General features: G+C 69.5%; 22 protein-coding genes. 14 read left to right on the forward strand and 8 right to left on the reverse strand.

The window, feature by feature from the left end:
• Nucleotides 1-158: 158 nt before the first annotated feature.
• Both ASG62_RS03380 and ASG62_RS03385 read right to left on the reverse strand, forming a co-directional pair.
• Nucleotides 159-1,751: an alpha/beta hydrolase-fold protein gene (locus ASG62_RS03380; protein WP_056698200.1), complete on the reverse strand. Its 1,593-nt coding sequence runs from the start codon at nucleotides 1,749-1,751 to the stop codon at nucleotides 159-161.
• The gene (locus tag ASG62_RS03385; protein ID WP_056698206.1) at nucleotides 1,745-3,946 is read right to left on the reverse strand and encodes a TonB-dependent siderophore receptor; all 2,202 of its coding nucleotides are present in this window, start codon (nucleotides 3,944-3,946) and stop codon (nucleotides 1,745-1,747) included. The genes ASG62_RS03380 and ASG62_RS03385 overlap by 7 nt, the downstream gene beginning before the upstream one ends.
• A 162-nt stretch (nucleotides 3,947-4,108) precedes the next feature.
• Between ASG62_RS03385 and ASG62_RS03390 the strand changes: the two genes are divergently transcribed.
• Nucleotides 4,109-5,011 (forward strand): helix-turn-helix domain-containing protein, encoded by a 903-nt coding sequence (locus tag ASG62_RS03390; RefSeq protein ID WP_056698208.1) that lies wholly within the window; start codon nucleotides 4,109-4,111, stop codon nucleotides 5,009-5,011.
• A 44-nt stretch (nucleotides 5,012-5,055) separates the two neighbouring features.
• Here ASG62_RS03390 and ASG62_RS03395 read toward each other — a convergent pair whose 3' ends face one another.
• From ASG62_RS03395 to ASG62_RS26165, 6 genes are all read right to left on the reverse strand, one after another.
• Nucleotides 5,056-5,475 (reverse strand): carboxymuconolactone decarboxylase family protein, encoded by a 420-nt coding sequence (locus ASG62_RS03395; RefSeq protein WP_056698212.1) that lies wholly within the window; start codon nucleotides 5,473-5,475, stop codon nucleotides 5,056-5,058.
• A complete protein-coding gene (locus ASG62_RS03400; protein ID WP_056698215.1) occupies nucleotides 5,411-5,839 on the reverse strand; it encodes a MerR family transcriptional regulator in 429 nt (142 codons plus the stop codon). The genes ASG62_RS03395 and ASG62_RS03400 overlap by 65 nt, the downstream gene beginning before the upstream one ends.
• A 170-nt stretch (nucleotides 5,840-6,009) precedes the next feature.
• The gene (locus ASG62_RS03405; RefSeq protein WP_056698217.1) at nucleotides 6,010-7,083 is read right to left on the reverse strand and encodes a substrate-binding domain-containing protein; all 1,074 of its coding nucleotides are present in this window, start codon (nucleotides 7,081-7,083) and stop codon (nucleotides 6,010-6,012) included.
• A gap of 42 nt (nucleotides 7,084-7,125) precedes the next feature.
• A complete protein-coding gene (locus tag ASG62_RS03410; RefSeq protein ID WP_056698220.1) occupies nucleotides 7,126-8,160 on the reverse strand; it encodes an ABC transporter permease in 1,035 nt (344 codons plus the stop codon).
• On the reverse strand, nucleotides 8,157-9,695 hold the full coding sequence (locus ASG62_RS03415) for a sugar ABC transporter ATP-binding protein (RefSeq protein WP_056698225.1): 1,539 nt from the start codon (nucleotides 9,693-9,695) through the stop codon (nucleotides 8,157-8,159). Before ASG62_RS03415 ends, ASG62_RS03410 begins: the two co-directional genes overlap by 4 nt.
• Before the next feature lie 217 nt (nucleotides 9,696-9,912).
• Nucleotides 9,913-11,553, reverse strand: a complete 1,641-nt coding sequence (locus ASG62_RS26165; protein ID WP_056698230.1) for an ATP-binding cassette domain-containing protein — start codon at nucleotides 11,551-11,553, stop codon at nucleotides 9,913-9,915.
• Between the two features lie 178 nt (nucleotides 11,554-11,731).
• On the opposite strand from ASG62_RS26165, the gene ASG62_RS03425 reads away from it, so the two are divergent.
• The 13 genes from ASG62_RS03425 to ASG62_RS03480 all read left to right on the forward strand — a co-directional run bounded on the left by ASG62_RS03425 (nucleotide 11,732) and on the right by ASG62_RS03480 (nucleotide 25,297).
• Nucleotides 11,732-13,075 (forward strand): LLM class flavin-dependent oxidoreductase, encoded by a 1,344-nt coding sequence (locus tag ASG62_RS03425; protein WP_244487665.1) that lies wholly within the window; start codon nucleotides 11,732-11,734, stop codon nucleotides 13,073-13,075.
• A 28-nt stretch (nucleotides 13,076-13,103) separates the two neighbouring features.
• A complete protein-coding gene (locus ASG62_RS03430) occupies nucleotides 13,104-14,777 on the forward strand; it encodes an ABC transporter substrate-binding protein (RefSeq protein ID WP_056698237.1) in 1,674 nt (557 codons plus the stop codon).
• A gap of 59 nt (nucleotides 14,778-14,836) precedes the next feature.
• A complete protein-coding gene (locus ASG62_RS03435; RefSeq protein ID WP_056698239.1) occupies nucleotides 14,837-15,793 on the forward strand; it encodes an ABC transporter permease in 957 nt (318 codons plus the stop codon).
• Nucleotides 15,790-16,614: an ABC transporter permease gene (locus tag ASG62_RS03440; protein WP_056698241.1), complete on the forward strand. Its 825-nt coding sequence runs from the start codon at nucleotides 15,790-15,792 to the stop codon at nucleotides 16,612-16,614. The genes ASG62_RS03435 and ASG62_RS03440 overlap by 4 nt, the downstream gene beginning before the upstream one ends.
• Nucleotides 16,615-17,038: 424 nt before the next feature.
• A complete protein-coding gene (locus tag ASG62_RS03445) occupies nucleotides 17,039-17,356 on the forward strand; it encodes an STAS domain-containing protein (protein WP_056698243.1) in 318 nt (105 codons plus the stop codon).
• A gap of 2 nt (nucleotides 17,357-17,358) precedes the next feature.
• Nucleotides 17,359-17,727, forward strand: a complete 369-nt coding sequence (locus tag ASG62_RS03450) for a response regulator (protein ID WP_056698537.1) — start codon at nucleotides 17,359-17,361, stop codon at nucleotides 17,725-17,727.
• Between the two features lie 4 nt (nucleotides 17,728-17,731).
• Nucleotides 17,732-19,780 carry a chemotaxis protein CheA gene (locus ASG62_RS03455; protein ID WP_056698245.1) on the forward strand — a complete coding sequence of 683 codons (2,049 nt, stop codon included), beginning with the start codon at nucleotides 17,732-17,734 and terminating at the stop codon, nucleotides 19,778-19,780.
• Between the two features lie 12 nt (nucleotides 19,781-19,792).
• Nucleotides 19,793-20,275, forward strand: a complete 483-nt coding sequence (locus tag ASG62_RS03460; RefSeq protein ID WP_056698248.1) for a chemotaxis protein CheW — start codon at nucleotides 19,793-19,795, stop codon at nucleotides 20,273-20,275.
• A gap of 55 nt (nucleotides 20,276-20,330) precedes the next feature.
• Nucleotides 20,331-21,850, forward strand: a 1,520-nt coding sequence (locus ASG62_RS27970) for a methyl-accepting chemotaxis protein (RefSeq protein ID WP_413814173.1), incomplete at its 3' end; no start/stop codon positions are given.
• Nucleotide 21,851: 1 nt separating this feature from the next.
• Nucleotides 21,852-22,502, forward strand: coding sequence for a methyl-accepting chemotaxis protein (locus tag ASG62_RS27465; RefSeq protein ID WP_244488588.1), 651 nt, complete (start codon nucleotides 21,852-21,854; stop codon nucleotides 22,500-22,502).
• Between the two features lie 166 nt (nucleotides 22,503-22,668).
• Nucleotides 22,669-24,156, forward strand: a complete 1,488-nt coding sequence (locus tag ASG62_RS03470; protein WP_057180279.1) for a methyl-accepting chemotaxis protein — start codon at nucleotides 22,669-22,671, stop codon at nucleotides 24,154-24,156.
• 8 nt (nucleotides 24,157-24,164) lie between these two features.
• Nucleotides 24,165-24,779, forward strand: coding sequence for a methyl-accepting chemotaxis protein (locus ASG62_RS27470; RefSeq protein ID WP_244488590.1), 615 nt, complete (start codon nucleotides 24,165-24,167; stop codon nucleotides 24,777-24,779).
• Entirely contained in the window at nucleotides 24,776-25,297 is a 522-nt protein-coding gene (locus ASG62_RS03480; RefSeq protein ID WP_056698252.1) for a chemotaxis protein CheW, read from the forward strand. The genes ASG62_RS27470 and ASG62_RS03480 overlap by 4 nt, the downstream gene beginning before the upstream one ends.
• The last annotated feature ends 23 nt before the right edge of the window (nucleotides 25,298-25,320 follow it).

The following is a 25,320-nucleotide window of genomic DNA, read 5'->3' on the forward strand; positions in this document are numbered from 1 at the left end:
CTTCGCTCGTCCGAGAGTTCGTCAGGGATAAGCGGGAACCGGTTAAGCCGTTATCGGAGTGTCGAAAAACGCCAGTTGCATAAGATGTCTTATGGAACTTACATGCTGCTTCCGACCGTTCGGCGAGGGGCTCGATCGCGGGCCCGACGCCGGGTCCACTATTGCACGAGTCGCATCAGCCCGTCGACCAGGGCGCCGCGCCAGACGACGTAGTCGTGCCCTCCCGCGTAATCCTCGAAGGACACGTCGTAGCCTTTGGCTCTCAGCACGGTCCGCAGGTGGCGCGTCGTCTCCAGGATGCCGGGCGAGCCGGCATGTCCGGTCTCGAAGAGGCCGGCCGTCAGGTGGAAGCGCACGGGAACGGGCGGCATGCCGGCGATCCAGTCGGCCACATGCTCCTCTCCCTCCGCCTCGTCCTTCGAATGCCACCAGAACGAGCCGGAAAGGCTGAGGACATTGCCGAAGACGCCGGGATGGCGCAGCGCGACCGTCGCGGCGGCGAGCCCCCCGTAGCTCGATCCTGCCAGGATCGTGCGGTCCGGCGGCACGCTCGCGCCGATCCTGTCGCGCACCAGCGGCATAAGCTCCAACGCCATGAAATCGGCGAAGCGCGGATTGTCCGGCAGTTCGCGGCCGCGCGTCTCGCGGTCGATGCTGGAGACGAAGACCGCGACGACGGGCGGCAGACGGCCCGCCGCGATCAGCCGGTCGAGGATCGAGGGGGTCGGCACGGTGCCGAGATAGGGCTCCCGGTCGAAGAGGACGAGCAGCCGGTTGGCCTTGTCGCCGGGGTCGAAGCCGTGCGGCCGGTAGATCGACACCCGCCGTTCGTTGCCGAGGAGCGCGCTCTGGACGCGGATCGTCTCCAGGCTGCCGGCCGGCGCCGCCTCGCCGGTCAGGCCGAGCTGTTCGGGCGCCTTCGGCAGTTCCAGAAGAGAGTCGCGGTTGTAGGCGTCGGGCGCATCCGCCGGAAAGGGATGCCTGTTCAGCGGATCGGCCTCGGCGGTCGAGACGATCGCCGCCCGCCGTTCGCGCGCGTCGCCCGGCAGATCCGGCACGTCGGGCGCGAGCTGATAGGACAGGCGCGTCGTGTCGGGAATGACGAAGCTCTTGAACCAGACGTCGGACGCGCCGAGCCGCTCCAGCGCCTCGTGATCGCCGGACGGGGCGCCGAACAGCCGGACGTTGCGGCGCGCGCCCCGCTGCAGGAAGGTCGCGACGACCTTGCCCTCGCTCTCCGGCTCGATCAGCGGCGTTCCGGCCTCCGCGATTCCCGCCCAGAAAGCGTCCGTCGTGCCGCCCGCCGAAAGCTCCGCCGCAAGGCCCGCGATCCTCGCGCTGAGATAGGCGGGCGGCGTCACCTGTTCGCCGGGAGAGAGCCGGCGGGTCAGCCGCAGCGTGGCGCGGGCGGGCTCCTCCGCCGTGATCCTCAGGCGCTCCCCGCCCTCGCCCGCGACGAAGTGGAAGTCCTGGCTGCCGGCGATCTCCGCGCCGAGCCGGCGGATGCTATGTCCGTCCGGCGCGACGAGATCGAGCGTGACGCTGCCCTGGGAGACGTCGATCGCCCCGGCCACGTAGTCGCCGGCCGCGGCATCGAGCGGCAGGATCGCCGCCGCCCCGCTCTCCGGCAGCGAGACCGGCCGCGCCCCGCCGGACGCCAGAGCTGTCGGCAGCGGCGCATCCCCGGGCGCCGCGACCGCGACGGTGGAGACGAAAAGGGCGACGGCGCCCACGATCAGGCCCCTCACCATTCGCTCTTCAGCGTCGCCATGACCGAACGGCCGGAGCCGTAGAAGCAGGCGAAGGCATTGGCGCAGGAGGCGACATAGGTCTTGTCGGCGATGTTCTTGGCGTTGATCTGGAGCGTCGTGCCCTTCCACTCGCTGCGGATCGCCCCGAAATCGTAGGTCACGGCGGCATCGAGGAGCGTCGCGGCGTCGACCTCGAACGTGTTGGCGTCGTTGCCGTGGCTCTTGCCGATGTAGCGAACGCCCGCGGCCAGCGAGAGGCCTTCCGGCAGGCCGGACAGGAAGGTGTACTTGCCCCAGATCGAGGCCTGATGGGCCGGAATGCGCGCCGGCGTCTTGCCGACGGTCGCCGCATCCGGCGAGTCGACGATCTCGGAGTCGATATAGGCGTAGCTTCCGATCAGCGAGAGGCTCTCGGTGATCTCGCTGCGGGCCGAAAGCTCCAGACCCCGATTGTGGATCTCGCCGATCTGCCGGTAGACGAAGGCCCCCGCCGCCGGATCGTAGGCGCCGATCACCACGTCGTTCTGCGTGAGGTCGTAGAGCGCGGCGGTGAGGACCGTGGAGGCGCTTTCCGGCGCGTATTTCACGCCGATCTCGACCTGCTCGGCGGTCGTCGGCGAGAAGGGCGCCTGCCCTTTCGGCGCGACCTGGAGCGAGGGTTCGAACGAGGTGGAGTAGCTGACATAGGGGGCGATGCCGTTGTCGAACGTGTAGACCGCGCCGACGCGGCCCGACAGGGCGTCGTCGCTGTAGGATGTCGTGGCGCCGCGCAGATGGTCGTCGATATCGGTCTCGGCGAAGTCCTGGCGCAGGCCGGCCATGAGGTCGAGCCGGCCGATCGCGACCTGGTCCTGCAGATAGAGGCCGGTCTGCCGCGCATCGAGGTTCAGGTCGTCGGTCGGGTTCAGCACCACGGCGCCGTAGTCGATCGTGCCGTAGCGCGGATCGGCGAGGTCGATCGGGGGCACCGTGAAATTGCGCCCCCAGGTGTAGTCGCGGCTGCTCGTGCGATAGTCGAGCCCGGCCAGAAGCGTGTGCGACAGGGGGCCGGTGTCGAACTCGGCCTGCAGCTGGTTGTCGATGCCGAACTGGCCCCATCTGTCTTTGCCGCCGCCGCCGCCGGCGATGCGGCCGATCTGCGTCCTGGCGCCGGAGATCGGGCTGAGGGCGGCCGAGCCGTAGGTCAGCGTGTACTGGTCGAAGTCGACCTCGTGGTAGCGCGCGTTCTGGCGCACGGTGAAGACCTCGTCGATCTCGTGGCTGAACTGCCAGCCGATCCAGGCCTGATCGCGCTCGATCCGTTCGAAGCCGGGATCGGAGACGAAGAAATCGCGCGGGACGTAGCCGTAGCCCGCGATCGGCCGGACCGTGCCGTCGGCGTCGAGAAAGTTCCGGAAGCCCGCCTTCGGCTCGTGCTGCGCCCCCGCCAGAACCGTGAGCGTCGTCCCGGCATCGGGCGCAAAGGTGAAGGAGGGCGCGATGGCGTAGCTTCGGGCCTTGGCGAAATTCTCCTGCAGGACCGTGCCGAGCCCGGTTCCGGCGAGACGATAGGACACGGTCTCGGAGCCCGGGATCTTGTCGCTGACGTCGAAGGACGCGCTCATGTAGCGGTCGGTGCCGTAGGAGAACTCGACCGAATGGAGCGGGTCCTCGGTCGGCGCCTTGCTCACCATGTTGATCAGCCCGCCCGGGCTCCCCTGCCCGTAGAGCACCGAGGACGGGCCGGAGAGAAGCTCGACGCGCTCCAGAAGATAGGGGTCGATCTTGGCATAGGAGGCGTTGTTGCCCGAGAGCAGAAGGCCGTCGAGATAGCGCGGCGCATAGTAGAAGCCGCGCACGAAGACCTCGTCGCGCAGGTTCGAGGCGCCGCGATAGTCCGCGAAGACGCCCGGCGTGTAGCGCAGCGCCTCGGCGACGGAATCGACGTGCTGGTCCTCCATCTGGTCCTTCGGGACGACGGCGATCGACTGGGGCGTCCGGGCGATCGGCGTGTCGGTCTTGGTGCCGGTGGCGCTGCGCTTGGCGGTGTAGCCCTGGACCGGACCGCCCGCCCGGTCGCCGCCGGTCAGCGTCACGGTGTCGAGCACGATCGCGCCCTCCGTCTCCTCGGCATGGGCCTCCATGGCGAGGAGGCTCGGCGTCAAGGCCAGAGCGGCGTGGAGAAGGACGAGGGAACCGAGACTGCGGGACGCCATGACATGGACCGGGTAACGAGCGACGGGCAGCGGCCGACGGAAAACTTGACTGCTGTTGTCATGTATAAGATGAGGGAAAGCCGAGTCGACGGCGCGGACTCTCGTTCAAACGGCGAAGGGCTTCGCGCAAACGGCAGGGCGGAACCGTCGGGCGCTGTGGCTATGGGAATTGCGATCGGGGCGTTTCACGCGGAGGGGGCGGCCGAGCTGCCCGCGATGCCGCGCGATCTCTTCGTCGGCACGGTGGACGGGGTCGCGACCTGCACGCCGGACGAGCATGTCCACGACATCTGGCCGAAGTTCATGGTCATGATCCTCCTCGAGGGCCGCCAGCGCTTCGTCATCGACGACACGGCCTTCGCGATCGACGCGGGGTCCGGCGGGACGGCGAGCCCGGTCGTGCTCCTGCTCAACGTCGCGCGCTATGCCAAGCTCTTCTTCGTCAACGACAGCCAAGTTCCGCTCCGCAAGGTGATGATCTCGGCGCCCCTGCCCTGGGTGCGGCGCCATCTGGAAGGCCAGGGCCAGAGCCTGCCCGGCCTGCGGCGCTTCTTCGGGCGCCATCTCGCCAGCTTCGAGTTCCGGCCCGGGCAGCATGCGATCGCGCTGGCCGAGCAGATCATGCGCCCGCCGCCCCTCCTCCGGGGCGAGATCGCCGCCCTCTACGCCAAGTCCCGCGCCCTGGAGCTGATGGTGACGGGCTGTTCGGCCCTCGTGGAGGGCGCCGAGCCGCCCGCGCAGCCGAGGCTCGCCATCCGGCGGCAGGCGGAGCGGGTGCGCGACCACATCCTCGCCCGGCTGGGCACGGAGCTGACGATCGAAGCCATCGCGGGCGCGACCGGCGCCAGCGTCTCGGCCGTCCAGCGCCATTTCAAGCTGGAATTCGGTATGACCGTCTTCGACTTCATCCGCCTGAAGCGCCTGGAGCGGGCGCGGGAGATGCTCGAAGGAGACGGCGCTACGATCGCGCAGGCCGCCTACGAGGCGGGCTACGCCAATGCCACGGCCTTCGCGACCGCCTTCAAGAAGACCTTCGGCGCCCCGCCCCGGCACCACCGGCGCTGACGCGCCCGGCCCGCAAGGCCGGGCGATGGAGCGGGGACGCCTCGTCAGGCCGCGTGCTCGGCCACCCGTGCCGACCGCAGCGCGAAGACCTCCTTGGCGGCGAAGAGACCGTTCAGCGCGGCGGGGAAGCCGGCATAGACGGCCATCTGCATGATGATCTCGGTGATCTCCTCGCTGGACAGGCCGACATTCAGCCCCGCCTCGATATGCACCTTCAATTGGGGGGCGGCGTTGCCCATGGCGGTCAAGGCGGCGATGGTCGCGATCTCGCGGGCGCGAAGATCGAGGCCGGGGCGGCTGTAGATGTCGCCGAACGGAAACTCGATCAGGTAGGTGGCGAAGTCCGGCGCGATGTCCGCGAGCGAGGCGACGACCGTCTCGCCCGCCTCCCCGTCGATCTCAGCCAGCGCGCGCCGCCCGCGCTCCAGCCGGCTTTCCGTCGTGGTTCCGTGGTGCTTTGTCATCGTCCTTCATCCTCTGTTCCAGGCCGGCATAGCCGGCGATCTTGGTGTCGAGGACGAGAAGGGAGGCTTCGAGTTCGGCCGCATGGGCGCGGACGCGGTCGCGATGCCGTTCCAGCATCTCGCGCCGTTCGCCTTCCGTGCCGGCCCCGCGCTTGCGCAGGGCCGCATAGAGCAGCATGTCCCGGATCGGCATCCCGGTCGTGCGCAGACGGCCGAGGAATTCGATCCAGATCAGGATGGATGCGTCGTAGTCCCGCTGTTTCGACCGGTCCCGGTCCGCATAGGGAAGCAGCCCGATCCGCTCGTAATAGCGGATCGTATGCGCCGACAATCCCGACCTTCTCGCCAGTTCCCCGATCTTCATGAGCACCCGTTCTCGTCACGACGCCATGACAGGTACGAGTTCGAGTGCACTCTCAGTCAAGGGGTTTTTGCCAAGCGACGAAGACGGGTTCGAAGGCCGCCTTGCGACAGCCGGTGGAGCGCTGGCACCCCGTCCCGCCCCGCGGAACGAGGTGCCGGCCGCCTTCGCGCTCAGTTCGTCGGCGGAGCCTTGATCCAGTCGGCGGTGACGGAGCTTTCCAGCCTGAACTCGGGGAGCTTGGCGTTCAGCTCCTCCTCGTTCTTCACGTCGTTGTCGATCAGGAACTTCTGGGTGATCAGCGTCGGCGGAAGGAGGACGGTGGTCTCCTTCAGCTCGCCCGTCAGCGAGAGGGCGACGGCCCGGACCGCGGCGGCCCCGGTGCCCGAGGCGCTGATGGCGGCGGTCGCGACCCAGGCGCTGTTCGGCTCGCGGATCGCCTGGATGTCGGAGGTCGAGACGTCGATCGAGTAGATCTTCACCTGCCCGTTCAGGCCGTTCTCGTCGACGGCGATCTTGGCGCCGCGGCCGAACTCGTCCCACGGCGCGAGGATGACGTTGATCTCGGGATGGGCGCGGAAGACGGCCGCCGTCTGGTTCGCCACCGTCTGGGCGGGCGTGTCGTCCACGGCGCCCCATTGGGCCAGCTGCTCCACCTTCGGATGGCTCGCCTTGAAGGCCTGCCAGACCTTGTCGCGCTTATCGAGCGCCGGGAAGCCCTCGACATAGATGTAGCCGGCCTTGAAGGCCTCGCCGTTCTCCGCGACCGCCTGGCCGAGCACGAGGTCGAGCTGCTTGGACTCGTCCTGGTCGATGGTGATGATGTCCTTCTGCGGCAGGTCGACGTTCTGGACGGCGATCTTGATGCCGGCGTCCAGCGCCTCCTGGACGACGTCGGAGATCGCCTCGCCCTTGCCGCCGGCCAGGATGATGCCGTCGACGCCGAGATTGATCGCCTGCCGGATCTGCTCGCGCTGCTCGTCCGGCTTCTGCCGTCCCTGGAAGGAGCGCAGCTCGATGCCGAGCGCGTCGGCCTGGCGTTTCACGCCGGCCTCGTAGTTCTGGTAGTAGTCGCCGCCCGACAGATAGACGATGAGCGCGAGTTTGACGCCGCCCTTGTCGAAGGGGGCGGGCGCGCCCGCGATGCCGGCGGCCTCGGCCGGTCCCGTGGAAAGGGCCGTGCCCGCGAGCGCCGAGCCGAGAAGGAGCGCGGCGGCGGAGAAGGAGAGGAGAGAGCGGCGGTTCATGGCGTTCGTCCTTTGTGGCGGGAGGGAGAAGTTTGCGGGGGGTCAGGCGCTGCGGCGCGACAGGCCGAAGGTCACGGCCAGCGCCCCGATGAGCACCGCGCCCTTCACGAAATCCTGGAGGTAGTAGGGCGCGTTCAACATGGTGAGGCCGTTGAGGAGGACGCCGACGAAGACCGCGCCCACCACGGTGCCGAAGACGTTCGGCCGGTTGGCGCCGAGCACCGCGTAGCCGATGAGCGAGGCGGCGACCGCGTCGAGCATCAGGGAATTGCCGGCGGAGACGTCGCCTCGCCCGATGCGGGCGGCGAGAAGCACGCCGCCGAGCGAGGCGATCGTGGCCGAGATCACATAGGCCGAGACCCGGTAAAGCTTGGTCGGCGCGCCCGCCAGATGGGCCGCCGTCTCGGAGCCGCCGACGGCATAGAAGACCCGGCCCCAGCGCGTGCGCTCCATCAGGAACCAGAAGGCCAGCGCCACCACCGCGAGGATGATGACGGGCACCGGCACGACGCCGCCCACCCGGTAGCGCCCGAGCGCGAGGAAGCCTTCGGTGAAGCTGCCGGTCGCGGAGCTGCCGTCGAGAAGCGCCATGCCCGGCGCGATGGAGCGTCCGCCGGTCGGGATCAGCTGGGCGCCGGCGAGGAGAAACAGCGTGCCGAGCGTCGCCAGGAGATCGGGCACGCGCAAGGCCACGATCAGGAGCCCGTTCAGGAGCCCGACGAGCACGCCGATGGCGAGCGCGCCGGCGACCGCCTCGTAGGCGGAGCCGCCGAGTACGATCAGGATATAGGCCGCCGCCATCTGCGACAGGGCCGCCAGCGCGCCGACCGAGAGGTCGAAGCCCCCGACCGCCGAGCTGACGGTGACGCCGATGCCGAGGAGCGCGACGATCGCCACGCCCTGCAGGATCGAGAAGATGTTGGCGACGCGCAGGAAGGCCGGCTCGTTGTACTGGAAGGCGGCGATCAGCACGGCGAGGAGGATGAAGATGCCGCCCTTGATCGCGATGTCGCCGAGGGCGGGACGCGGCGCGGACGGCACCTTCGGCGCGGCGGCGGACGAGGCAAGCGAACTCATGACAGGGCCCGTGCGATTTCGAGTTGAGCAAAGGATGGAAGAAGGGCGGCCGGCGCGTCGGACGGGCCGGCGCCGTCCGGCAGGAGCCGGCCGTCCTCCATCACGAGGATGCGGTCGCCGACCTCCAGGGCCTCTTCGTAGTCGTTGACGAAGACGAGGGTGGCGCGCTCGCCGGCCCGTTCCCGGATGGCCGCGATGATGTCGTCGCGCGCGCCGATGTCGACGCCCTGGAAGGGCTCGTCGAGGAGGAGAAGGCGCGAGGGCTCGGCGTGCCAGCGCGCCAGAACCACCTTCTGCTGGTTGCCGCCGGAGAGCGACGAGAGCTTGGCGTCCGGGCCGCCGGCCTTGATGCCGAAGGCGCCGATCGCCTCGATCGCCGCCGCCCGCTCGCGGCGCTCGGGCACGAGACCCGCCTTCGACCAGCGCTTCAGGAAGGGAAAGCCGATCGTCCCGGCGATGGAGGCGAAGGGCACGGAGGCGGGGAAGAAGGAGGTCCGCCAGCGGTCCTCGCCGGCGTGGAAGATGCCGGCCGCGATCGAATCCGCCGGCCCTTTCGACCGGAAGGGACGCCCGTCCAGATGGAGGCTGCCCTCGGCGAAGGGCCAGAGGCCGAAGATCGCGCCGGCGAGCGAGGTCTTGCCGGAGCCGACCGGGCCCGTGACCGCGACGATCTCGCCGCGACGGACGTTCAGATCGAAGGGCTCCCGCGAACGGCGCAGGCGCACGCCTTTGAGCTCCAGCACCGTGGCGGCGCCCTCGGACACGCGCGCCCGCGCCCGCCGATGGACGTCGTGGCCGACCATCAGGCGGATCGCCGCGTCGAAATCGACGGGGCGCCCGAAGCTGCCGGCGACGCGGCCGTCGCGCAGAACGAGCGTTCGGTCCGCGAGGCGGCGCAGATCGGCCGTCTTGTGCGAGATGTAGACGATCGCGACGCCGCTGCGCTTCAGCCCCTCGACGGCGGCGAAGAGCCGCTCGGACTCGGCGGCGGAAAGGCTTGCGGTCGGCTCGTCCAGCAGCAGCACCTTCGGCCGATGCGCGACGGCGCGGGCGATGGCGACGAGCTGCCGGTCGGCGAGCGAGATGTCGGAGAGCTGGGCGCCGAGATCGACGTCGAGCCCGATGCGCTCGGCCCGCTCCCGGGCCAGCCGGCGGGTCTTCGCCTTGGTCAGGACCAGCGGCCCGCTTCCGGAGCAGAAGAGGTCGAGCAGGAGATTGTCGGCGACGGACAGCGTGGGCACGCCGACATCGGCGATCGACTGGTGCACCGCGACGATCCCGGCGGCCTCGGCCTGCCCCGGCGTCGCGAGCACGACGCTCGCCCCCGCCATCTCGATCGAGCCGCGATCCGCGGCCTGGAGACCGCAAAGGATTTTGACCAGCGTCGACTTGCCGGCGCCGTTCGCGCCCATCAGCGCCACCACCTCGCCGCCGACGAGATCGAGATCGACCGCGTCGAGCGCCTGCGTCGGGCCGTAGCTCTTGGAAATGCCGCGCAGCCTCAGCGCGGGCGGGTCTGTCGGCAATGTCGGCATCGAGGGCCAGTTCACGCGAGAGCCAGGGGGGCGTGCCGATGGCCCCGTCCCTTTCGGGCGGGGAAGACGTCTCGGCAGCCTGCAGGAGGCTAGGCGAGGGCCGCGACGGGCAAAAGAAAATATATACCATTCTTATGGACAAATTGAGCCGAAAGACGCCGCCGCCCGAGCTTGGTGACACCCCCGAGCCCTCCGACGGGCGCTTCAGGCGAGCGGTTCAGGCGAGCTGCGAGACGGCGCTCCAAGGAGCGTCTCGGGCGGCGCCCGGACGGGCCGGCGCGGTCGCGGCCGGCGGCACAAGCCGGCTGGCGAGGAGTTCGCGCGTGTAGCCGTGTTCCGGGGCGGAGAGGATGCGGCGCGTGGCGCCCGTCTCGACGATGCGCCCGGCTTTCAGGACCGCGACGTGGTGGGCCATCTCGGCCACGACGTCGAGATCGTGCGTGATCAGGAGATAGCCGACCGTCCTCTCCTTCTGAAGCTCGACCAGGAGGGCGAGGATCTCCTTCTGGACGCTGGCGTCGAGGGCCGAGGTCGGCTCGTCCAGGACCACCAGCCGGGGCGAGGAGGCGAAGGCGCGGGCGATCGCGACCCGCTGCTTCTGGCCGCCCGACAGCTCGGCGGGCCGGCGGCTCTCCAGCGCGGCGGGCAGGCGCACCCGCTCCATCAGCGCGGCGGCCTCGGCTTTCGGATCGCCAGCGCCCGCGATGGCCAGCGCGCGGCGCAGGATCGCGCCGATCGTGTGGGCGGGATTGAGCGTCGCGTCCGGCGACTGGAAGACCATGCGGATGGCGCCCCGGTCGCTTGGCCCGCGCCGGTCGAATTGCGTCGGCAGAGCTCGGCCGTTAAGCTCGATCGCGCCCGCCTGCCGGTCGTGGATGCCGCAGATCAATTTCCCGATCGTCGTCTTGCCCGAGCCGGATTCCCCGACGAGGCCGAGCGTCTCGCCCGCCTTGATCACCAGCGAGACGTCCTCGACGGCGGGGCGGCCGCGCTTCGCCTTGCTGAAACCGTGCTCCAGGCCCTCGACCTTGAGGATGGCGGGCGCGCCGGGCCGGGCCTCGGGCCGCGGGTCCTTGGCGAGGACGCTGCCGAGGAGCTGGCGCGTATAGGGATGGCGCGCATCGTCGCGCAATTGCGCATAGGTCCCCGTCTCGACGATCTCGCCGGCGCGCATCACGGCGATCTCGTGCGCGTGGACGCTGGCGAGATGGATGTCGTGCGTGATGAGCAGATAGCTCGTGCCGCGGCGTCGCTGCAGATCGGCGAGGAGGTCCATCGTCTGGCGCTGCACCGTCACGTCGAGCGCCGTCGTCGGCTCGTCGAGAACGATGAGCGCGGGCTCCAGCGCCATCGCCATGGCGATTGAGACGCGCTGCTGCATGCCGCCGGAAATTTGGTGCGCGAAGAGGTCCATCACCGCCCGCGGCTCGCGGATCTGCACCTCGCCGAGCAGCCGCTCCGTCTCCCTCAGCGCCTCGGCGCGCGGCAGGGAGAGATGGACTTCGAGGATCTCCGCCACCTGGCGCCCGATCGAGAGGGACGGGTTCAGCGCCATGCCGGGATTCTGGTAGACGGCGGCGATCCGCCGCCCCCTCAGCCGGCGCAGATCGCCCTCGCCGGCCGCCAGGAGATCGTGCGGGCCGAGCCGCAGCACCCGCGCCTCGCGCCGCGCGCCGGCCGGCAGATAGGACAGGATCGCCATCGCGACCGAACTCTTGCCGCTGCCCGATTCTCCCACCAGCGCCAGCGTCTGCCCGGCCGGCAGCGAGAAGGACACATCGCGCACGGCGGCGGCGTCGGGAGCGCCCGCCCGGTCGCGGGCCCGTTTGTAGACGACGCTCAGACCCTCGACCTCCAAGGCGACGGTCGCTTCGAGCGTTGCGGGGGCCTGGCGAGCCGAGCACGAATAATCGTCTACCAAAGAAGCACCTCGCGACATGATCCGACCCGGAAGATCGAACTCTATAGAATAGACTAGATAATCTATATACATTATTCCTCTGGTGATGAAAAAGCCAGATCGGACCGGACGTCTCGTGCCCCGCAAGCTCATTCTCGCCGGATTCTTCTTCAATCCCCAGGGGAACCACCGCATTTCGTGGCGCCACGAGAAGGCGCCCGACCACGAGGTCTTTTCCCTCGACTATTACGCGGACCTCGCGCGGGAGGCCGAGCGCGCCAAGCTCGACTTCATCTTCCTCGCCGATCACATGGCGATCTGGAGCGGCGCGCGCTCCTCCGTCCGGCACTATGCCAATCCGCGGCTGGAGCCGATCACGCTCCTCTCGGCGCTGGCGGCCGTGACGCGGGACATCGGCCTCGTCTCGACGGCCAGCACCTCCTACAGCGAGCCCTACAATCTCGCCCGCCTCTTCGCCTCGCTCGATCATCTGAGCGCCGGGCGGGCCGCCATCAACATCGTGACCTCCGCCATGGCGGAGGAGGCGCAGAACTACGGGCACGGCGACGTCTTCGCCCATGGCGACCGCTACCGCCGGGCGGAGGAATACGTCCGCGTGCTGCGCGCGCTCTGGGATTCCTGGGAAGACGAGGCGCTGCTCTTCGACCGCGCGAGCGGCGACTTCGCCGACGAGACCCGCGTCCACGCGCTCGACCACGAGGGCGAGTTCTTCAAGGTGCGCGGACCGCTCAACGTGCCGCGCCCGCCGCAGGGCCATCTGCCCGTCTTCCAGGCCGGCTCCTCCTCCGACGGCAAGGACTTCGCCGCGCGCCATGTCGACGTGCAGTTCGTCTCCTTACGCTCGATCGAGGACGCGCTCTCCTATCGCGCCGACATGAACGCGCGGCTGGCGAAAGCCGGGCGCGACCCCGCCGAGCTGATCGTGCTCCAGGGCCTGCAGCCGGTCGTCGCCGGCTCGCGCGCCGAGGCCGAGGACCGCTTCGCACATCTCCAGGCCCTCCAGCCGGACCGGCTCAGCCTCGATCTTCTCTCCGCCTGGTCCGGCGTCGACCTCGACGGCGTCGATCCGGACGGGCCGATGCCGCCTCTGCCGGAGGCCGAGGGCTACAAAGGCGTGCAGACCACGCTGGAGCGCGTGCGCCTCCACGCCGCCAAGGGCCTCAGCGTCATCGAGATCGCGCGGACCATGTCGGCAGGCGGCGAGATGCAGTTCGTCGGCGGCACGCCCCGCGAGATCGCGGACGACATCGAGGCCTGGTTCACCTCCGGGGCGGTCGACGGGTTCAACCTGATGTTCCCGCACCTGCCCGGCGACTGGACCGACTTCACGGGCAAGGTCGTGCCCGAGCTTCAGCGGCGCGGGCTGTTCCAGCGCGAATACGGCCCCGGCACGCTGCGCGAGCGCCTCGGCCTTGCCCCCGCTCCCAACCTCTTCCGCCCTGCCCTGGCGGCCGAATGACACCGCTTCGAGATTGAAAGGCCGACCCATGACCCAGCAGCATTTCTTGTCGCGTCTCCTGACGCAGCGTCTGCGCGATGCGCTTCCCGGAGGCGCCGCCGCCGATCTCTGGAACGTCGCGCTCGACGAGCATGTCGGCGGCCATCTCGACCGGCGGGCGCTCCTCAAATATGCCGGCGCGCTCGGCATCACGACCGCTCTCGGCTCGGCGGGACTGCTCGCCGGCCTTCGGCCCGCCAAGGCCGCCGGCAAGCCGGGCGGCACGATCCGGGTCGGCCTCAGTCAGCCGACCGCCGCCTTCAATCCCGTGCTTCTCACCGACAGCGCCTCCATCGGCGTGCTCAGCCAGGTCGGCGAATATCTGATCCTCGACGATCCCGAGCATGGTCTCGTGCCGCAGCTGGCCCTTTCCTGGGAGGCCGACGAGAGCCTGACGCGCTGGACGGTCAAGCTTCGTCCGGGCGTGCGCTTCCACGACGGGCGCGAGGTGACCTCGGCCGACGTCGTCGCGAGCTTCGAGCGCATCACCGATCCCGCGAACGGCTCCTCCGCCCTCTCCGCGCTGAAGGGACTTCTCGCCAAGGGCGGCACGAGCGCGACCGATCCGCTGACCGTCGTGTTCCAGACCGAGATCGCCAACACGAACTTTCCCTATTACATTTCCTCCAGCGTGGTCGCCGCGATCGTCCTTCCCGCCCATCTCGGCTCGGACTACGAGAAGAGCTTCATCGGCACCGGCCCGTTCCGCTTCGAGAGCTACCAGCCGCAGCGCGGCATCGCCTTCGTGCGCAACGACGACTATTGGGGCGAGAAGGCCCTGCCGGACCGCGTCGAGTTCCGCTTCTACCAGGACCAGCAGGCGCAGTTCCTGGCGCTGAAGAGCGGCGAGGTGGACGTCATTCCCGAGGTCAGCACGCTGACCACCGTGGTGGAGAGCGACCCGACGCTGCAGATCCTCAGCGTCGATTCCGCGCGCCACGACGCCATCCACCTGCGCACCGACGCCGCCGAGCTGTCGGATGCGCGCGTGCGCCGCGCCTTCGCGCTCGCCATCGACCGCAAGGCCATCGTCTCCGGCTTCTACCGGGACCGCGCGTCGACCGGAAACGACAGCGTCTTCTCGCCGATCTACGCCTCGACGGACGACAGCGTGCCGCAGCGCGAGCAGGATATCGCGGCCGCCAAGCGGCTGCTCGGCGAGGCCGGCCTGCCCAACGGGTTCAAGGTGAAGCTGACGACCGAGCGCGCCTACAGCATTCCCGAATACGCCGTCCTCCTGCAGAACCAGGTGCGCCAGGCCGGCATCGAACTCGATCTCAACATCCTTCCGCAGGACGCCTATTACGGCAAGGCGGTGTTCGGCGAGTCGCCCTGGCTCGACTCCGAGCTCGGCATCACCGATTTCGGCCATCGCGGCACGCCGGACGTGATCCTGAACGCCACGCTGCGCAGCGACGGGCCGTGGAACGCGGCCCATTTCAAGAGCCCGGCCTATGACGGGCTCCTGAAGGACTATTCGACCGCCCGCGATCTTCAGGCCCAGCGCCTCGCGGCCGGCAAGATCCAGCGGCTTCTCCTGGAGGAGACGCCGACCGTGATCACCCATTTCAACAAGTTCATCCGCTTCTCGAACAAGCGCGTGGCGGGCGTGCGCTTCACGGCGATCTCGCATTTCCTCCTCGCCGGCGCCTATCTGGCGTGATCTCCCCGCGGCGGCGGGGGAACGACCTCGCCGCCGCGCCTCCCTGGAACCCCATCGGCATGGCGCTACGCTCCTTCCTCGTCCGGCGGCTCTTCGCCACGCTGGCGACGCTCTGGCTGGCGAGCCTCTTCATCTTCGCGGCGGGCCAGCTCCTGCCCGGCGACATCGCGCGCGCCGTGCTCGGCCCCTTCGCCGCCCCGGAGGCGGTGGCGGAGATGAACGCCCGGCTCGGCACCGACCAGCCGGCGCTCGCGCAATATCTGCGGTGGATCTCCGGCGTCCTCCAGGGCTCGCTCGGCCGGTCGCTGACGCTGGAGCGGCCGATCGGCCCCTATCTTCTCGGCGCCGTCGCGCAGTCGGCGGAGCTGGCCGCCCTCGTCGTCGCGCTTCTCGTTCCGGCGGCGCTTTCGGCGGGCACCTATGCCGGGCTCAACGAGGGCTCGGGCGCCGACCGGGCGATTCTCGTGGCCGGGATCACGCTCTCCACCATTCCCGACTTCGTCGTCGCGGTCCTGCTCGTGGTCCTCTTCAGCCTGTGGCTCGGCTGGCTGCCGACATCGGGGCCGCCGGACGGCGCGAGCGCGCCGGAGCGCTTGCGCCACCTCCTCCTGCCCGCCCTGCCGCTCGCCATCAATCTCTTCGGCTATGTCGCGCGCATCGCCAGAAGCGGCGTCGTTCGCGCGCGCCATTCGGACTTCGTGCGCACGGCGGTGCTGAAGGGCCTGCCGCGCGGCCATGTCCTTTGGCGTCACATCCTGCCGAACGCGCTCGCCCCCGCCGTCGCGGTCCTCTCCACGCAGATCGCCCATCTCCTCGGCGGCATCGTGGTGATCGAGGCGCTCTTCAACATCAACGGCCTCGGCGCCCTCGTCGCCACGGCGGCGCGCACGCGCGACTACCCGACGCTGCAGGCCGGCGTCCTCGCCATGGTCGTGATCTACGCCGTCGTCACGCTGCTCGGCGACCTTCTCCAGCTCGCGCTCGACCCGCGACAGCGCCAGAGGCCCGGCGGATGAGCCTTTCCGCATCCCTCGCATCGCGCCGGCCCCGCATCGGTCTTGCGATCGGCCTCGCGATCCTCGGATTCTGGGTTTTCGTAGCCGTCTTCGGCAGCGCCATCGCGCCCTACGATCCCTATGCTGACGACCTTCTCCAGTCGCTGGCCCCGCCCTCCGCCGCCCACTGGTTCGGCACGGACATGCTGGGCCGCGACGTCTTCTCGCGCGTCCTCTCCGGCGCGCGGCAGATCCTCGTGACGGCCCCGCCCGCCACCTTCGCGGGCGTCGCTCTCGGCACGCTCCTCGGGCTGGTGCTCGGCTACAGGGGCGGCTGGCCGGACGCGGTCTTCTCGCGCATCCTCGACATGCTCCTCTCCATGCCCCTCGTCGTCACCGCCATGCTGATCCTCACCACGATCGGCGGCTCGGTGGCGAGCGTCATCCTCGTGATCGCGGTGATCTACGCGCCGCTTGTGGCGCGAACGGTGCGGGCAAGCGTGCGGACGGAAGCGGCGAAGGACTATGCCGTCTCCGCGCGCATCTCGGGCGAGAGCGCCCTCGGCGTCATGGTGCGCGAGATCCTGCCCAACATCCGCTCCGTCGTCTTCATCGAGGCGATGACGCGCCTCGGCTACGCCTTCTTCACCGTCTCGACGCTGAGCTTCCTCGGCCTCGGCCTGCAGCCGCCCTCCACCGACTGGGGCCTCGCGGTCGCCGAATCCTACGGCCTCCTCACCGCCGGCCTCTGGTGGGTCGCCGCCTTCCCGGCACTGGCCATCATCTCCCTCGTCGTCGCCACCAACCTCGTCGCCGAGGCCATCGGTAATTTCGACGACTGACGAGCGGGCCCGGCGGAGGGATGTCCGTCGCGGCCGGGTTACATTTCCCTGCGCAAGCAACGGCCGTCTTCGGAGAGATGCATCGGCCGCGGGAGCGTTCGGCAAGGTCGGAGCCGACGCGGAGTCCTCGTCCTGTCCGAAGGACTCATGGGACGCGGTCGATCTTGAAAGAAGTTCTTTCCGGACTCCGATCGTTACTGATCATTAATTCCTAGTATCAAATTACCATATGGTTTTTCCATCAATACAACCGCGTCGAGCCATCGGGCATTAACCGATGCTTCCGATTTGTATGGCAGTGTCGATTCCAGGTTGAACGCCCCGCCAACACCCTCGCCCGCCACAACCTCGGTTGGATCAGACATCAGAAAGGCCAGAGCGGGACCGCTTCCTTCGGGACGGGCCCGCCTTGCGACGCGATGCCATGACGATAGACGACGAGCCCCTGCGCGCCCCTTCTCATTGCACGATCGTCGAAGCCGACACGTTTCGGCAGGCGCTTCTCGCCCGGCTCTCCGGCGAAGGGGCCGGTCCGGTCGAGATCGACCTGTCGGGTGTCGAGGATGCCGACATCACCCTGATCCAGCTCGTCCTCGCCGCCGGAAAATCGGCCGAGGCCAAGGGGCGTTCGCTGTCCGTCACCTCGTCGCCCGCCGTCGCCGATCTCCTGTCGCGTGCAGGACTTTCCGGCTGGCCCATGCCGTCGGGCACGGGAACCTTCAGTTCCATCGCAGGAGTATGATCATGGGCAAACCGGTCCTTTGCGTCGACGATTCCGCCAGCGTCCGGCAGATGGTGTCCTTCACGCTGGAATCGTCGGGCTATTCGCCGACGACCGCCGTCGACGGCGCCGACGCTCTGGTGAAGCTCCAGTCCGGGCGCTTCTCCCTCATCATCACCGATCTCAACATGCCCAATCTCGACGGCATCGGCATGATCCGCAAGGTCCGCGCCATGCCCCAGCATGCCGGCATCCCCATCGTGATGCTGACGACGGAATCCGACGAGGCGAAGAAGGCGCAGGGCAAGGCGGCGGGCGCGACCGGCTGGATCGTCAAGCCCTTCGATCAGGCGCGCCTCATCGCGGTCGTCTCCAAGCTGATCGGGAGCTGATCCGATGAACGCCGGCAACGCGGTCGAGACCTTTCTGAACGAGGCCCGCGACCTCCTGGAGCAGCTGGAAGCCGCGCTGCTCGATCTGGAGGCGCGGCCGGACGATGCCGAGCTGATCAACACGACCTTCCGCGCGCTCCACACGCTGAAGGGTTCGGGCGGCATGTTCGGGCCGCCCGACATGGCCGCCTTCGCCCACCGCCTGGAGGATGCGTTCGAGAAGGTCCGCCGCGGCGAGGTTCCGCTGACGCCCGGGCTCGTCGGCGTGCTCCTCTCCTCGGCCGACCACATCCGCCGCCTTCTCTTCGATGCCGGCAGCCATCATGCCGAGGCGAGCGCGGCGCTGATCGCGGCGCTGGAGACCGAAGTCGGGGGCGACGGCGCCTCCGCGGCACCGGCGGCCTCCGCCCCCGCCGCCGCCGCGGCGGCGAAGCCGAGCGCGGCCCAGCGCTTCGTCATCACGCTTCGCCTGCCCGAGACGTCGCTTCTCTACGGCACCAATCCGCTCGCCCTCCTCGACGAGCTGCGCGAGCTCGGCGAAACCGAGATCACCCTTCTCACCGACACGCTGCCCGACCTCATCGACCTCGTCCCCGGCGAGCTGAAGCTCGGCTGGCGCATCGCGCTGGCGACCACGGCCGGCCGCGGCGCGATCGACGACGTCTTCATCTTCGTCGACGAGCCCGGCGCCGTCGCGATCGAGGAGGAAGCGACAGACGCTGCGCCTCCGGTCGAAACGATGCCGGCAACCATGTCCGCGACGCCGTCCGAGCCCGCCGAGGCGCCCGCTCCTTCGGCGCCTGCGGCTGCGGCTGCGGCGGCCGCGGCGCCCGCCGCCGCGAAGGGCGGACGGCCCGCCAAGACGGAGGCGAAGGCCCAGGCGCCGGAGGCGAACGTGCGCGTCTCCGCCACGCGCCTCGACACGCTGCTCGATCAGGTCGGCGAGCTCGTGATCGCACAGGCGCGCCTCACGGCCCTCGCCCATGCCCGGCGCGACCCGGTTCTGACGGCCGTGGTGGAGGAGATCGAGCGCCTTTCCAACGATCTTCGCGACAGCGCGATGGACATGCGCATGCTGCCGATCGACAGCCTCTTCAGCCGCTATCGCCGCGTTGTGCGCGATCTTTCCTCCGATCTCGGCAAGGAGATCGACCTCATCCTCGCAGGCGAGGACACCGAGCTCGACAAGACCGTGCTCGACCGGCTCGGCGATCCGCTCGTCCACATCATCCGCAACTCCATCGACCACGGCATCGAGTCGCAGGAAAAGCGCATCGCGGCCGGCAAGTCCAAGCGCGGCGCGCTCCGCCTCTCCGCCCGGCAGTCGGGCACCGAGGTCGTCATCACGATCGAGGACGACGGCGCCGGCCTCAACCGCGCCCGCATCCTGGAGAAGGCGACGGCCGCCGGCATCGTGCCGGAGGGCGTGACGCCGCCGGACCGCGAGATCGACGAGCTGATCTTCCACCCCGGCCTCTCCACGGCGGCGGCGGTCTCCAACCTCTCGGGACGCGGCGTCGGCATGGACGTCGTGCGCCGCACGATCGGCGAGCTGCACGGCACGATCGAGATCGAGACCCGGCCGGGCCAGGGCACGAAGTTCGTGCTGCGCCTGCCCCTCACGCTCGCCATCATCGACGGGCTTCTCGTGCGCGTCGGCGAGACCAAGTGCATCCTGCCGCTCGCCTCCGTCGAGGAATGCGTCGAGTTCGCCTCGATCGGCTGCCGCACCTCGAACGGGCGCAACTTCGCCGACATCCGCAACACGATGGTGCCGATCATCTGGATGGACCGCATCTTCGGCGGCTCGACGGGCGAGGCCGGCATCGTCGTCGTCGCCTCCGCCGATACGGGGCGGATCGGCATCGTCGTCGATCAGGTCATCGGCCAGCACCAGACCGTCATCAAGCCGCTCTCGCCGCTCCACCGGCAGACGCCCGGTCTCGCCGGCGCGACGATCCTCGGCGACGGCTCGGTGGCCCTGATCCTCGACGTCAACCCGCTCGTCCGACATGCCGGCGCCGGCACGGCCGACCGCCTCGCCGCGGCCTGAGGAACTCCCGTCATGACCCAAGCCGCCACAGCCGCCGAGACGACCGCGCCGGTCCAGGACTATCTGACCGTCTCGCTCGACGACGACGTCTTCGCCATCCCCGTCGGCTTCGTCCACGAGGTCCTCGACCCGCCGCCCGTCACCCTCGTTCCCAACGCGCCCGACTTCGCGCCGGGCCTCATCAACGTGCGCGGCAACATCGTGCCGCTCATCGACCTGCGCCGCCGCTTCGGCATGGGCGCGCAGGGCGACACCGAGCATTCCCGCGTGATCGTCTCGCGCATCGAGACCGAGGCCGACAGCTTCTTCGTCGGCATCAAGGCCGATGCGGTCCACGAGGTCCTCTCGATCGCCAAGGGCGGCGTGGAGGCCCTGCCCGAAAACGGCACGCGCTGGCCCGCCCGCTTCCTCTCCGGGGTGATCCGGCACGAGGGCCGCTTCGTCATCCTCCTCGATCTCGAACGCATCCTGCAGTCCGACGCTCCCGCCCACTGACCGACCTCCGCCTCCGGCGGCCCCCCTCGACGCACAAGGATTTCCCGCGATGCGCATGACCATCAAGACCAAGCTCATGGGCTCCTTCGGAGCCGTCCTCGTGCTGCTCGGAACCGCCGGCTATTTCGGCGTGACCAGTCTCGGGCAGACCAACGAAGCGATGAGCGGCTTCGCCGAGGGCCCCTTCGCCCAGGTCAAGAGCAGCCAGTCGATCCAGACGCTCCTCATGGATGCGCGCCGGCTGGTCCTGCGGGTGCTGATCTCCACCGACGAGACGGCCATCGCGAGCAGCATCAAGCAGGTCGAGACCGATCTTAGCGAGTTCGCGACCGGGCTCGACGCGCTGCTGGCGGCCCTGCCGGAGAGCGAGCGCGCCGCCACGTCCGACCTCAAGCCCATGTTCGCAACCGTCCGGACCGGTTTCCAGACGGCCCTGGATGCCGCGGCCAAGGCGGATGCCGACGCGGGCGGAAAGGCGATCAACGAACTCTGGGCGGCCACCGGGCCGATGATCGCGGAAACCGACGCGCTCCAGGACCGGATCGGCGCCGACGCCGCGATTCCCGCCGCGGCCGGGACGCTTCTCGACTCCGTCGCCAAGTCGACCCTCGAGGTCCGCTCCGCGGCCCTCCGGTCGGTTCTCGCCTCCGAAGAGGACGAGACGAAGGCGAGCGCGGCCACCGTCGAGAGCGGCAAGGCGCGGATCGACGCCGCCCTCTCGACCCTCGCGGCCGGCCCGGTCGGTCAGCGCTACGGCGCGAACCTCGACACCCTGCGCGCGGACTGGAAGGCCGCTGTTCCCGTGATCGACGCCAAGACGGCCTACGGCCTCGGAAACTTCTATCAGAAGGGCTTCGCCGCGACGACCGAGCTCGGCCTCCTCGCCGACAAGTTCGCCGCCCGGCTGGACGAGGTCGGCGACAAGGCGACGATCGACGCGGCCAGCTACGTCACGCTGGCCGACGACGCCTATCGCTCGACCCGCACGACCCTCGTCGCCATCGTCGTCGGCGCGATGCTGATCGGCGTCGCCGCCGCGCTCTGGATCTCGCTCTCCATCGCCCGCGGTCTCGGCCGGTCCGTCCGGCTGGCCGAGAGCATCGGCGCCGGCGACCTCACGCAGACCGTCGAAGCCCGCAGCCAGGACGAGGTCGGCGATCTCCTGCGCGCCATGAACACGATGACCGAGAACCTGCGCTCCATCGTCTCCGACGTCACCAACTCCGCCTCCCAGGTCGCGGCCGGCTCCCAGCAGTCCTCGGCCACCGCCGAGCAGCTGAGCCAGGGCTCGACCGAACAGGCGGCGGCGACCGAGCAGGCCTCCTCCGCCATGGAGGAGATGGCCGCCAACATCCGCCAGAACGCCGAGAACGCGACGACGACGGAGAAGATCGCCTCCCAGGCCTCGCTCAATGCCGAGAAGAGCGGCAAGGCGGTCGTCGATGCCGTGGACGCGATGCGCACCATCGCCGAGAAGATCCGCATCGTGCAGGAGATCGCCCGCCAGACCGATCTTCTCGCCCTGAACGCGGCCATCGAGGCCGCCCGCGCCGGCCAGCACGGCAAGGGCTTCGCNATCCGCATCGTGCAGGAGATCGCCCGCCAGACCGATCTTCTCGCCCTGAACGCGGCCATCGAGGCCGCCCGCGCCGGCCAGCACGGCAAGGGCTTCGCGGTCGTCGCCTCGGAGGTGCGCAAGCTCGCCGAGCGCTCGCAGACCGCCGCCGCCGAGATCGGCGCGCTGTCGAGCTCCACGCTCTCCATGTCCGAGGAAGCCGGCCGGATGCTGGAGCAGCTCGTGCCCGACATCCAGCGCACGTCGGAGCTGGTCGGCGAGATCTCGGCGGCCTGCCGCGAGCAGAATGCCGGCGCCGAGCAGATCAACCAGGCGATCCAGCAGCTCGACCAGGTGACGCAGCAGAACGCGGCGGCTGCCAACGAGATGTCGGCGACCTCCGAGCAGCTCTCCGCCGAGGCCGCGCGCCTGAACGACCGGGCCGGCTTCTTCCAGCTCGCCGAAGGCCGCGCTCCGGCCCCGGCCGCCCGCGTCCAGGTGGCGAGAGGGGGCGACGTGCGCGCGCTCCAGGCCAAGGTCGGCCGCTTCGCCTCGGCGACGCGCGCCCAGCCGGCAAGGCCTGCCGCGCCGAAGCCCGCCTCCAAGGCCGGCTTCGACCTCGATCTCGACGAGACCGCCGCGGACAACGGCTTCGAGAAGATGAGCGCCTGACAAGGCCTCGAACCGCCCGGCGCCCTCTCGGACGGCAGGCCCTCGAAGGAGGAGGCTTCGAGGACCCGCCGGCGAACAGGGCGCCGAACGAACCAGAACCGACCCCGACCCCGACCATCGCGGGCACCGCCCACACCGTCTCGCCTCCTGAAGCAAGGCCTTCTTCATGCGACTGACCATCAAGACCAAGCTCATGGCGTCCTTCGGCGCTCTGATCGTCCTCCTCGGCGGCGCCGGCTATGCCGGCATCTCCAGCCTGCAGAGCACCAACGACCGGATGACGGCCTTCTCGCAGGGCCCCTTCGTCCAGGTCCAGGAGGGCCTGAAGATCCAGAGCGGCGTCAACGACGTGCGCCGGGTCGTCGCGCGCTCCATCGCCGTCGACACCTCGGAGAACGAAAAGCTGGCCGGCGTGCTGGACAAGGACTGGACCGCCATCGAGACGGCGCTGGCCACGATGCTCCAGGCGATGCCCGAAGCCGCGCGGGCGAAGTCGGCCGATCTCGCCCCGCTGCTCGCGGATGTCGAGGCCGCCTCGCGCGAGGCCTTCGCCTTCTCCAGCAAGGTGGACATCCTCATCAGCGGGACGTTCCTCGATGCCAGCCGCGACGCGCAGGCCGTGCTCATGGCCGATCTCGAGGACCTGAAGGCCAAGGTCGTCTCGGAGAACAAGCCCGGCGCGCCCGCCGCCCTCGCGATCCTGATGGACCTGCAGCAGCTGACCCTGCGAAGCCGCATCCAGACGGTGGCCGCCGTCTCGCGCACCGATCTGGCGAAGATCCGCGAATCCGTCGCCACCGTTTCGTCCAACCAGGACACGCTTCGCGAGAAGCTGACCACGCTCGCCGCCCTTCCCGCCATGGCCGCCCATGCCGACGCCTTCGGCAAGATCGGCGGTCATTGGGACACCTATTACACGCAGCTTCGGACCTATCTCGACCTCGGTCTGGAGAACAATCTGAACGAGGCCCTGAGCACGATCAACGAGCGGCTCGTCCCGATCGCCCTCAAGGCCGAGGCCCGGATCAACGAGCTGAACGCGGAGGCCTCGGCCCTCGCCACTTCGTCGGTCGCGGAATCGCAGACCGCCTATGAAGCCACGCGCATGATGCTGATCGCGATCGTCGCCGGCGCCGTCCTCATTGGCATCGCCGCCGCGCTCTGGATGTCGCTGTCGATCTCGCGCGGCCTCGCCAAGTCGGTGAAGCTCGCCGAGGATATCGGCGCCGGCGATCTGACGCAGACCGTCGAGGCCAAGGGCCAGGACGAGATCGGCGATCTCCTGCGCGCCATGAACCTCATGACGGACAAGCTGCGCGAGATCGTCTCCGACGTCACGGACTCCGCCTCCCAGGTCGCGGCGGGCTCGCAGCAGTCCGCGGCCACCGCCGAGCAGCTGAGCCAGGGCGCGACCGAGCAGTCCGCCTCCACCGAGCAGCTCGGCCAGGGCGTCTCCGAACAGGCCTCGGCGACCGAGCAGGCCTCCTCCGCCATGGAGGAGATGGCCGCCAACATCCGCCAGAACTCGGAAAACGCCACGACGACGGAGAAGATCGCGGCCCAGGCCTCGATCAATGCCGAGAGAAGCGGCAAGGCCGTCGCCAATTCGGTCGAGGCCAGGAGATCGCCCGCCAGACCGATCTTCTCGCCCTGAACGCGGCCATCGAGGCCGCCCGCGCCGGCCAGCACGGCAAGGGCTTCGCGGTCGTCGCCTCCGAGGTGCGCAAGCTCGCCGAGCGCTCGCAGACCGCCGCCGCCGAGATCAGCGAGCTGTCGACCTCGACACTCGGCATTTCCGAGGAGGCCGGCCGGATGCTGGAACAGCTCGTTCCCGACATCCAGCGCACGTCGGAGCTGGTCGGCGAGATCTCGGCCGCCTGCCGCGAGCAGAATGCCGGCGCCGAGCAGATCAACCAGGCGATCCAGCAGCTCGATCAGGTGACGCAGCAGAACGCGGCGGCCGCCAACGAGATGTCGGCGACCTCCGAGCAGCTCTCGGCGGAAGCCATGCGCCTCAACGATCGGGTGAGCTACTTCCGCGTCGGCCATGCCCAGGCGGCGCCCGCCGTCGCCGCCCGTCCCGCCCCCGTCCGCGTCGCCGCGCCGGCCGCCCCGCGCGACGCCCGCGCCCTGCAGGCCAAGGTCGGCAAGTTCGCCGCCGCCAGAGTCGCCACGACCTCCAAGGCCAAGGCGCCGAAGCCCACCGCGAAGGGCGGCTTCGACCTCGACCTCGACACGGCCGCCGCGGACGACTCCTTCGAAAGGCTCAGCGCATGAGATCCTCCGACGACATGGACACGATGGCCGACGCGGATGCTCCCGACGAGGAGGGCGGGACGCGCGAGATCCTGACCTTTCGCCTCGGCACGGAGAGCTTCGGCATCCGCGTGGTGCATGTGCGCGAGGTGCTCGACTACAAGCCGATCGCCCGCGTCTCCAACGCGCCCTCCACGCTGCTCGGCATGATCGACGTGCGCGGCATCGGCGTGCCGGTGGTGGACCTCAAGGCCAAGCTCCGCATGCCGTCCTTCGAGGACGGCGCGCCGACCGCGGACAGCCGCATCGTGGTCCTCGACTTCGACACGGGCGGGCGCGGGCGCACGGTGGCGGTGATCGCCGACGCGGTCCACGAGGTGACGGATTTCGGCGAGGACGCGGTCGAGCCCGCGCCGCAGTTCGGCGAGGAGTGGAATTCGAGCTTCATGACCGGTCTCGGCCGCCGCGGCGAGACCTTCCTGACGCTTCTCGACATTCCCCGGCTCTTCGAGGTCGAGGCCTTCGAGTTCGCCGCCTGACGGCGAAGGCCGCCGCCGATGGC

The sequence above is a fragment of the Aureimonas sp. Leaf427 genome (assembly GCF_001425485.1).
Taxonomy (GTDB): Bacteria; Pseudomonadota; Alphaproteobacteria; order Rhizobiales; family Rhizobiaceae; genus Plantimonas.